This is a genomic window from Lacticaseibacillus hulanensis (assembly GCF_004010095.1).
In the GTDB taxonomy this organism is placed as follows: Bacteria; Bacillota; Bacilli; order Lactobacillales; family Lactobacillaceae; genus Lacticaseibacillus; species Lacticaseibacillus hulanensis.
In genome coordinates this window covers 1-9,523 of sequence record NZ_RRYD01000048.1, presented here as the reverse complement: position 1 = coordinate 9,523, position 9,523 = coordinate 1, and the positions used below count along the sequence as shown (strand labels likewise).

General features: G+C 53.1%; 9 protein-coding genes. 7 read left to right on the top strand and 2 right to left on the bottom strand.

Translation table 11 applies throughout. The annotated features are described in order from the left end of the window. Nucleotides 1–173: 173 nt before the first annotated feature. Nucleotides 174–1,034 carry an SDR family oxidoreductase gene (locus EKN00_RS10455; protein ID WP_127850187.1) on the bottom strand — a complete coding sequence of 287 codons (861 nt, stop codon included), beginning with the start codon at nt 1,032–1,034 and terminating at the stop codon, nt 174–176. Then, complete coding sequence (locus EKN00_RS10450) at nt 1,034–1,456, bottom strand: MarR family winged helix-turn-helix transcriptional regulator (protein ID WP_127850186.1); 423 nt, start codon at nt 1,454–1,456, stop codon at nt 1,034–1,036. The genes EKN00_RS10455 and EKN00_RS10450 overlap by 1 nt, the downstream gene beginning before the upstream one ends. Before the next feature lie 153 nt (nt 1,457–1,609). On the opposite strand from EKN00_RS10450, the gene EKN00_RS10445 reads away from it, so the two are divergent. The 7 genes from EKN00_RS10445 to EKN00_RS10415 all read left to right on the top strand — a co-directional run bounded on the left by EKN00_RS10445 (nt 1,610) and on the right by EKN00_RS10415 (nt 9,513). Further along, nucleotides 1,610–2,254 (top strand): FMN-dependent NADH-azoreductase, encoded by a 645-nt coding sequence (locus tag EKN00_RS10445; protein WP_127850185.1) that lies wholly within the window; start codon nt 1,610–1,612, stop codon nt 2,252–2,254. Nucleotides 2,255–2,282: 28 nt separating this feature from the next. Then, nucleotides 2,283–2,783 carry a MarR family winged helix-turn-helix transcriptional regulator gene (locus tag EKN00_RS10440; protein ID WP_127850184.1) on the top strand — a complete coding sequence of 167 codons (501 nt, stop codon included), beginning with the start codon at nt 2,283–2,285 and terminating at the stop codon, nt 2,781–2,783. Between the two features lie 1,157 nt (nt 2,784–3,940). Further along, nucleotides 3,941–5,398: an NCS2 family permease gene (locus tag EKN00_RS10435; protein WP_127850183.1), complete on the top strand. Its 1,458-nt coding sequence runs from the start codon at nt 3,941–3,943 to the stop codon at nt 5,396–5,398. 181 nt (nt 5,399–5,579) lie between these two features. Beyond that, a complete protein-coding gene (locus EKN00_RS10430) occupies nt 5,580–6,104 on the top strand; it encodes an N-acetyltransferase (RefSeq protein ID WP_127850182.1) in 525 nt (174 codons plus the stop codon). A 118-nt stretch (nt 6,105–6,222) separates the two neighbouring features. Then, the gene (locus EKN00_RS10425; protein WP_127850188.1) at nt 6,223–7,491 is read left to right on the top strand and encodes a replication-associated recombination protein A; all 1,269 of its coding nucleotides are present in this window, start codon (nt 6,223–6,225) and stop codon (nt 7,489–7,491) included. Between the two features lie 148 nt (nt 7,492–7,639). Then, nucleotides 7,640–8,686: an N-acetyl-gamma-glutamyl-phosphate reductase gene (gene argC / locus EKN00_RS10420; RefSeq protein ID WP_127850181.1), complete on the top strand. Its 1,047-nt coding sequence runs from the start codon at nt 7,640–7,642 to the stop codon at nt 8,684–8,686. Nucleotides 8,687–8,772: 86 nt separating this feature from the next. Next, nucleotides 8,773–9,513, top strand: coding sequence for a bifunctional ornithine acetyltransferase/N-acetylglutamate synthase (locus tag EKN00_RS10415; protein ID WP_127850180.1), 741 nt, complete (start codon nt 8,773–8,775; stop codon nt 9,511–9,513). The last annotated feature ends 10 nt before the right edge of the window (nt 9,514–9,523 follow it).

The following is a 9,523-nucleotide window of genomic DNA, read 5'->3' as shown; positions in this document are numbered from 1 at the left end:
TCAATCATAATGTAGCTTGAGTGAAGTGGAATGTTTTTTGATGATATTTACTTGTCTCCTTGACAGGTACCAGAACAGTCGTTTGGGCAAAAGTGGTAATTGTTCGATGCACAGTTGCGCCGGTTTGTTTGGCGGCGCAATTGGCACCACGCTCAATGTCCGCTGCGACCGTGTTAGCCCAGTAGAACGGCGCGGTTATCAGCGACGAATTGCTCGAACGTAATCGGTTCGCGGCCGAGGACTTGGGGCAAAGTATCGGTGACGGCCTTGGCGTTTCCGAGCCGCGTGATGACGTAGAGCATGACCATCACGTTCACGAACTCAGCGGGGATGCCGCGTTTGCGCATGACCTTGCGGAAGTGCAGCAGGCTGGGATTGCTGTAAGTAATGGCAGTCCCCAGTTCCTTTGACATAATTGCGGCAACCTGGTCGTAACTGAGGGCGCGGCCACCGGTGATGTCGAGCTGTTGGCCAATGTACTGGTCGTTCAGCAGGCACTTGGCCGCAACCGCCGCAATATCACGGGTGTCGATGAAGCTGGTGACGGAATTGCCCGCGGGGATAAACAGGTCGTGGTGTTCACGGATATCCTGCACGTGGGTGGTGGTCAAATTTTGCATGAAGAAGCTGGGCCGAATGAACGTGTGCGGCAAGCCAATCTCACGGATGTGCTTTTCAATTTTGTGGTGTGGAGTGACTGGATTTTTGTCGACCCCCAGCATGGAAACAAACACAACTTGCTTAACCCGGCCGTTTTGCTTCAAATAATCTAGGAACGGAAACATATCCTGCTTTGGTTTGCCAAGCTGGGGCGGCCGCACGAAGAAGACCCGATCAGCGTCGTGGGCGGCACTGAAACTGTGCGCATTGAGAAAATCGAAGTGCCGCCACTCAATCTTAGTTTCACGTAATTCACCAGGGACGTGTTGCGGATTGTGTACTCCCGCAACGATGCGCACGTCCTGCGATAGGAGCTCGTCCAGCAGGGGACGGCCGATGTTACCAGTTGCACTTAAAACCAGAATAGTTTCCATTAATAATTAACCTCGTTTAGTTTTTGAAGTAGTTTGCTAAATTGATCTTGTTCAGTCGGAGTCAAAGCGGCACTAAATTGTGCAAGCACGTGGTCACTCGTAGTTGCTGCTTGCACCACGGCGGTGTTGCCAGCATCAGTTAGCGTTAAATCGAAGGCACGCTTGTCCAGCGCGGAACGGGTTCGCTCCAGTAGATTCATCCCAATAAGGCGCTGCACAATGTCGGCGGCCGTTGGTTTGTCCATCCCAAGGGTTGCCACCAGATCAACGACCCGGCATGGTGTGTGCAAGTGTTCAAAGCGAGTTACTTGCTGGAGTACGGCCCATTGTGCGGCAGTTAGGTTTTGCCGGTGTAATTCTTGGTTTAACTGGTAACGCAATTTTTTGGCAACATTCATCAATAAGTAACCGGAATTCTCCATCAGTGCACCTCCGTGTGAATATAGTAAGTATGCTTACTATATTGAACAACTACAAGAACATTATCTTGAATACGCCAAAAAAGTTTTTGTTTAGCTCTAAACTAAAGTGTGATATAGTTTAGGCGTAAACAAAAAACGAAAGAGGTATTTATAATGACCACACTACTTGTAATTAAGGCCCACCCAGAACCAGCACCAACATCCGTTTCCCTCAAGGTGATGGACGCATTTCTCGAAGAATATAAGAGCGCACATCCAGATGACAAGGTAGTTATCCGTGATGTGTACGCAACTCCGGTGCCCCCAATTAACAACTCCACGTTCCCTGCCTGGGCAGCAGTGCTCGGCGGGACCAAGCCAGAAGATCTCTCACCAGAGCAAAAGGCAATGATGGGTCCAGCCAACGAGTGGCTCGGGGAATTCCTCAGCGCAGATAAGTACTTGTTCGTAAATCCAATGTACAACCACGCACTGCCAGCGGAACTCAAGCAGTACATTGACGTGGTGGAGGTACCGCACGCGACGTTCCGTTACACCGCACAGGGACCGGTGGGCATGCTTAACGGCAAGAAGGCAGCGCACATTCAGGCGGCCGGTGGTTTCTACCAGAACGCGGACGTGACAGCGGCACCTCAGGATGACTTTGCGGCGCCATACCTGCGCGCACAGCTGAAGTTGTTCGGAATTGACGACTTCACGGGGATTTATGCAGAAGGTATGGACACCTACCCTGATCGCCGCGACCAGTTTATTGCACAGGCTTGCGACCGCGCACGCGAAGTTGCCGCAAAATTCTAAGGTAGGCTTATAATGGTGATACCACAATATGAATGGGGGATTCACCACGATGGCCATCAAGGACAGAAATATGCGTGCAAGATCAATTGAAGATACTCTCGGTCGGTTGCGCGGCGGCGACATCAGCGATTTTGCTGACCGCGAATTAAAGACGCGGGTGCCGGAGAAGCTGCACAAAACGGTCCGCTGCCTGGCACCATCCGCGCTAATGTTTCTTGACGTCGTGACCGCTAAGCCGGGGGCAACACCAAACGATTTGATTGAAATCATGGGTGTGTCCAAGGGCGCCGTGTCGCAAAATGCGCGGCGACTAATCGGGCTGGGGCTTGTTGTGCCGTACAAGCAGGACGGCAACATGAAGGCCGTGCACTACAAAGCGAGCGATGATGGGCAAATAATCGGCCGCGCCCACCGGAAAATGCGCCACGAGGTCCGGGACCGTGAACGGGCACTATTTGATGAGTATTCTGAAGACGAAATCACACTGATCGACAACTTCCTCCAGAAGTTGTTTACCGTACTGAGCTAGTCCGCCTTTGGTTGCGGCTATCGTTGTCCGGCAACGTAAGTCGTTTCGGTGGTAGTAGGTACTGAGTGGTATAGGGCCGCGACTGGGCGGGGCCGGTGCGCGTTACGTGCGGCTGGGATTTTCCGTGCGGCCGGTTGAAGCCCCAAAAGCGGGGTCTTCAACCTAAAAATTGAGCCCCACATCTGCTTCTTGGGGGTTACGAGACTAATACGTGTTGTTAAGATCCGCTGGGGAAGCTTTGTCCTCCTGGCGGGTCTTAATTTTTGCCGGCTATGGTGTGGAGAAGCCCGATGCAAAAACCGCATCGGTCTTCTCTCACCATAGCTTTCACAGGAAAATCCCAGCCGCACTACACGCGCACCGCCCCCGCCCAGTCGCTACGACGTGGTTAAAAATATAAATCATTCGACGGCACCATATAAAACAGAAATAACTGTCGTACCGGAATTCCTCACGTTTCATGGAAGTTATGTCGTCTAGCGATACGAGGTAACTGAGGTGTAACTCACTATCCAGCGGAGCGTTGCGGGGTTTGACCGGAGGGCCCGGGCTGGGTCTCGGGTGTGCCGCCCAGCCGTGGCAACAAAGAAAAGAGGTATGACGACCGCGGTTTTTGCGGTTGGCACACCCCTTTTCTTTGTGGGAAAAATTTAGATTTGTGTGAGGAGCATTCAGGATTTGCGCACGAGATAGAGGCTTCGATTACATACCAAGCATCGTACGAGTTAGGTTTAGGCGCGACGATGCAAAGCTAAATTTTTAGTCTGGAGACGGCGTACTTCCGGCTCCAGACGACCGCCACAGCGACCACGGCGAAGCACACCCGAGGCCCAGCCCGGACCCGGAGGCCAAACCCCGGAGCGCGGAGCCCCCTCCACTGGTCTACCTCCGCAAAACCACTTACGCTGCCGGACAGCGACAGTTTGAATGTTTGGACGTTTCTGGGTGCAGGAGCAATATTGATGATATTTTTCATAAATTTAGAAATTTTCAACTTTTTGCAGAAAATTTAAGGCCGTTAAACGTTGAAACGTGGGCATTTTGGTGGAGCGGGTCAGTGAATGTTCGGATTTTGGCAACAAAAACACGTATATTAGGCTTGTAATGTGCGACCTTTGTTTGTAAAATGAACCTATCAAAACTGATAGGAGCGCATCATGGATAACTTTTTTAAGCTAAAGGCGAACAATACCACCACCGGCCGTGAAGTCATGGCTGGATTCACTACTTTCTTTGCAATGTCATACATTCTGTTCGTTAACCCCCAGATTCTCTCCCTCACTGGGATGCCGTCACAGGCGGTTTTCCTTGCGACCATCGTGGCTAGTGCCATTGGGACGGCCGTCATGGGGCTGTTTGCGAATGTTCCTTACGCACTGGCACCAGGGATGGGGCTTAACGCGTTCTTTACTTACACCGTTGTCTTCGCGCTCGGCTACACCTGGCAGCAAGCTCTTGCCCTCGTGTTCATTTGCGGGTTGTTCAACATTTTCATCACCATCACGAAAATCCGGAAGCTGATTATTGTAGCAATTCCGGAAGCCCTCCAACACGCTATTGGTGGTGGGATTGGGGTCTTCGTTGGTTACATCGGGCTCAAGAACGCTGGCTTTTTACAGTTCACTTCCGATTCTTCCGACATCCTCAGCATTAACAATTCTGCATACAGTGCAGCGGTCAGCCACTTCAAAGGTGGGGTGACCTCCGTTGTTACCGGCGGCGGGATTGTGCCGGCACTGACGAACTTCGCTAACTCTGGCGCACTACTGGCCCTCATTGGGGTGTTCATCATGGTTATCCTGCTCGTGAAAAAGGTTCCGGGCGCGGTAATCATCGGGATTATCCTGACCACCCTGATTGGGATTCCTATGGGTGTTACCAGCCTTGATTTTTCCGCGTCTAACTCCCTGAGCAACTCATTTGCGCAGCTTGGGACCACCTTTGGGGCCGCATTCGGGCCTAAGGGGATGGGCACGCTGTTTACCGGTGGGCACAACATCATGCTGTCGCTCATGACCATCTTCGCATTCTGTTTCTCCGACACGTTTGACACGCTTGGGACCTTCATTGGGACCGGGCGCCGCACCGGGATCTTCTCCGATGACGACATGAAGAAACTCGAAACCAGCAGCGGTTTTTCCACACGTCTCGACAAGGCACTGTTTGCCGACTCCATCGCTACTTCCATTGGTGCCATCTTTGGGACTTCCAACACGACGACCTACGTTGAAAGTGCAGCCGGGATTGGTGCCGGTGGTCGCACTGGGCTCACGGCCGTAACGGTATCGATTCTGTTCCTCATCTCCAGCATCTTTGCACCAATTATCAGCATTGTGCCAACGCAGGCGACTGCACCAGCACTGCTCATGGTTGGGGTCATGATGGCCAGCTCCCTTAAGGAAATCGACTGGGCCGACCTTGCCGAAGCAATTCCTGCATTCATGGCGTCCATCGTCATGGGTCTCATCTACAACATTTCTTACGGGATTGCTGCTGGATTCATCTTCTACTGCCTGATTAAGATCGTTCAGGGGAAGGCAAAGGAAATTCACCCAGTTTTGGCGATTGCCACCGTTGGGTTCATCCTGAACTTCGTAATTCTGGCTATTCTGTAGCTTATTCATCACCGAAACGGCCGGGCGCATTTGTGCCCGGCCGTTTTTGTGTGGCGTGATTTTGCAGTGCAGGCTGACGGGTATTTAAACTGAACGTCTTTAAGTTGCGTGGATGCTGGATGCGCCGGTAGTTGTGTTAAAATCTAGATAGAAAGTAAGTAAAAGAGTGGAGGACGAAAAGTTGGCAATCTTTGAGAAGTACCACCCAATAATGTCCGTGCATTACACGATGGATTGGCTGACCTTATTTAAGGCCAAGGAAGTCCTCACGATGCGGCAAAACCTGGAAATTGCCCAGGCACAGGGACGACCGGTCGACAAAAACATCGGCGACACGGCCCACTTCATTAACCGGGCAATGGCGCTCGTCATGGACAACAAGGCGCTACTCTACGGGGTGCGCGACCGGGCAACGGATGAGCTCGCCGGAACGTTTGGCTTCTATGGCTTTAGCACTGACGGTAAGTGCGCGACGGTGCGGATGGCAACCTTGCCGGAGACGCCACTGACCGTCGAGGAAGAGGTACTTCCCCGCATGCTCGGCTTTGCGGTTCACGAATTGGTGCTTTCGCGTCTAGTCGCGGGCCAAATCGTGCGGGACGCCGACCGGCAGCTTTACCTGCAGCACCATTTCACGCCCCGCAGTGATGGGGCCCTCGTGCTGAATGCGACCGATATTGCCGATTTGGCGGCGTACAAGTTTTAGCAGATTAATTTTCACCTCTACAATATGAAGAAAGGCGGTGTTTCACGTGGAGCAAGGCTCTTTATTTGATGATGAAAAGCCAGCAGAAAATGCGGGTTATCAGCCACTGGCAGCACGGATGCGGCCCCAGACGCTGGCTGATTTTGCTGGGCAACAAAACCTGATTGCGCCGGGCCGGGTGCTCTACAACTTGATTGAGCGCGACCAGATTACCTCGATGATTTTTTGGGGGCCGCCCGGTGTTGGCAAGACGACGCTCGCCCAATTAATCGCGAACAAAACGCAGGCCCAATTCGTTAATTTCTCGGCCGTGACCAGTGGCATCAAGGAAATTCGGCAGGTAATGCAGGAAGCCGAAATGAACCGGGCTGGCGGGCATAAGACCATTGTGTTCGTCGATGAAATTCACCGCTTCAACAAGGCCCAGCAGGATGCGTTCTTGCCCTACGTTGAACGGGGCAGCATCATCCTCATTGGGGCAACAACCGAAAATCCCAGTTTTGAAATCAACTCCGCGCTATTGTCGCGGCTGCGGGTTTTCGTTCTGCACGCACTGTCTGAGGACGAGTTAGTGTGGCTGCAAAAGCGCGCCCTGACTGATCCACGTGGGTTTGGTGACTTCAAGGTGCAGGCTGAAGACGACCTGCTGCACAAGATTGCCCTCTATGCTAACGGTGATGCGCGAACGGCGCTGAACACACTCGAGATGGCGGTCACGAACGGTAACGTCAAGGACGGTGTGACGGTGGTATCGGCCGCGGACCTCAAGCAGATTATGGGGAAGCGGGCGCTCTTATACGACAAGAACGGCGAAGAACACTACAACATGATTTCGGCGCTGCACAAGTCCATGCGCAACTCGGACGTTGACGCAGCGCTCTACTGGCTCAGCCGCATGCTGGAGGGTGGGGAAGATCCACTGTACGTGGCGCGGCGGCTCGTTCAGTTTGCCAGTGAAGATGTCGGCCTCGCGGATTCACGGGCGCTCGAAATTGCGGTAGCAGCGTTTCAGGCCAGCCAATTTCTTGGCATGCCGGAGTGTTCCGTGAACCTGGCCCACGCAACGGCGTACTTGGCGCTGGCGCCGAAGAGCTCAGCGGTGTACGACGCCTACACCGCGGCGAAGGCAGATGCAGAGCACACGCTGGCCGAACCCGTGCCGCTGCAAATTCGCAACGGGGTCACCAAGCTGATGAAGGAAGAGGGCTACGGTAAGGATTACCAGTACGCCCAGGATGCACCGGATAAATTAACCACGATGCAGACGATGCCGGATAATTTGGTTGGCAAGCATTACTACCATCCCTCCAATCAGGGCAGCGAGGTGCGCTGGGCGCAACGTCTGGCGCAGATTGCGGAGTGGCACAGGCAGCATGACCCGAAGTAGGTCATATTGCTAATAGAATAATACGCAAAAAAGGTGAAATATTCATTCTAAAGTGAATATTTCACCTTTTTTTAGCAAAAGTATTGCATAACTATACAATTGGCGGTAGGATAGCTTCATCGAATAAATATGCAGGAGGCTCAAACACGTGAAAGTTGGATTAGTTGGTGTTTCCGGGTATGCCGGAACGGTGTTGTACCAGTTATTACAGCAACATCCCCACGTGGATGAGGTTGTTTTATACGGTCACAGCGAAACAAATATTCATTTATCCAAAATTTTACCCTATCTTGCGTTGGATAATGACCCAATAATTTATGCGTTTACCCCCGCAAAGGTCATGGCGGAAACGGATTGCGTCTTCTTTGCCACGTCGGCCGGTGTGACCAGTAAGGTGGCGCACGAGTTCATCGCCGCGGATTTTCCGGTCATTGATTTGTCCGGGGACATGCGGCTGAAAGATCCGGCGGCGTATGCGCAGTGGTACAAGAAGGACCCCGCCGCGGCGGAAGATTTGGCCGCTGCCAGTTACGGCCTGACCGAGTTTCATCCGCAGCCGGGCAAATACGTCGCCAACCCTGGTTGCTATGCGACCGCGACGATTATTGGTCTGGCGCCACTAGTGCAGCAGCACTTAATTCAGCCGGAGTCGATTATCGTCGATGCAAAGTCTGGGTTATCGGGGGCCGGTAAGAAGCTCACGACCAGCAGCCATTTCGTCAGCGCCGATGAGAACGTCACGCTCTACAAGGCGAACGCACATCAACATATTCCCGAAATCGTGCAGCAGTTGCACGCATGGGATGCCAGCATTCATGCGGTGCAGTTTATGACCACGTTGATTCCGGTGGACCGTGGCATTATGAGCACGATGTACGCCCACGTGACACCGGAGCTAGCGGCAAAGGGGAGCACGGCAATTAATGACCAGCTCGATGCGGCCTTTAGCGTAACGTATTCGGGCAAGCCGTTCGTCCACCTTGCCGGGGCGCAACTACCCAGCATTAAGGACGTTGCCTATAGCAATTACACCGCGCTCGGCTGGGTCTACAACGAGTTAACTGGTGTTGTCACGGTGGTCAGTGTCATCGACAACATGCTCAAGGGCGCCGCGGGCCAGGCGATGGAAAACTTCAACCTGCTCTTTGGGTTCCCGCAGGCCACGGCAATTCCGCAGCAGCCCGCAATCATCTAGCGGCAAACACATATTAATCTTCCGGTTCCGGCAACCACCTAGCAACCGGGCACATAGCACAAATCTAGTAAAAAGAGGCAATAACGATGGTAGAAACAACAATTCCCTTCACCTGGCCCAAAGGATTCACGGCCAGCGCGGTTCACGCTAACTTACGGCACCACCCCAGCAAGCCTGATTTGGGCTGGATTGTTTCGGCCGTACCAGCTGCGGCTGCCGGGGCCTACACCCGGAATCAATTTCAAGCGGCACCGGTTCAGTTGACCAAGAAAACGATTAATAAGACGCACAAGCTGCAGGCAATCATCGCTAACTCCGCCAACGCCAACTCGTTTACCGGCGCAACTGGGTTGGCGAACGCCCAGAAGATGCAGGAACTGGTGGCCGGTAAGCTGAGCATTGACCCGTTTCTGGTTGGGGTGGCCTCTACTGGCATTATTGGTCACCAGCTGGATATGGGCAAAATCACGGCGGGCGTCAAGGAATTGCTGCTGAAGGGCGGGGCAAAGTTCGAAGAAGCGATTCTCACCACCGACACGCACACCAAGACGGTTAGCGTTCAGTTTGAAATCGGAGCGACCGTCTGCACGATGAGCGGAGTGGCCAAGGGTTCCGGGATGATTCACCCGAACATGGGTACCATGCTCAGCTTCATCACCACGGATGCGGCCATTAGTGGCGATTTGCTCCAGCAGGTGCTTAGCAGCCACGTTGATACCACATCCTGGATTATTCACCTCGGTATTTGGTACATGAAATCGCATCTGGCCGGTCTGAAAGCAACGTTTGGAGCGTTGCGAATACTGACTGAGCGGAGAAGTTGGTGATCGATGCACC

Coding starts and splice junctions, on each gene's coding strand:
- EKN00_RS10415 (WP_127850180.1), top strand. CDS start 8,773: ATGGTAGAAACAACAATTCCCTTCACCTGGCCCAAAGGATTCACGGCC.
- EKN00_RS10425 (WP_127850188.1), top strand. CDS start 6,223: ATGCGGCCCCAGACGCTGGCTGATTTTGCTGGGCAACAAAACCTGATT.
- EKN00_RS10445 (WP_127850185.1), top strand. CDS start 1,610: ATGACCACACTACTTGTAATTAAGGCCCACCCAGAACCAGCACCAACA.
- EKN00_RS10450 (WP_127850186.1), bottom strand. CDS start 1,456: ATGGAGAATTCCGGTTACTTATTGATGAATGTTGCCAAAAAATTGCGT.
- EKN00_RS10440 (WP_127850184.1), top strand. CDS start 2,283: ATGAATGGGGGATTCACCACGATGGCCATCAAGGACAGAAATATGCGT.
- EKN00_RS10455 (WP_127850187.1), bottom strand. CDS start 1,034: ATGGAAACTATTCTGGTTTTAAGTGCAACTGGTAACATCGGCCGTCCC.
- EKN00_RS10435 (WP_127850183.1), top strand. CDS start 3,941: ATGGATAACTTTTTTAAGCTAAAGGCGAACAATACCACCACCGGCCGT.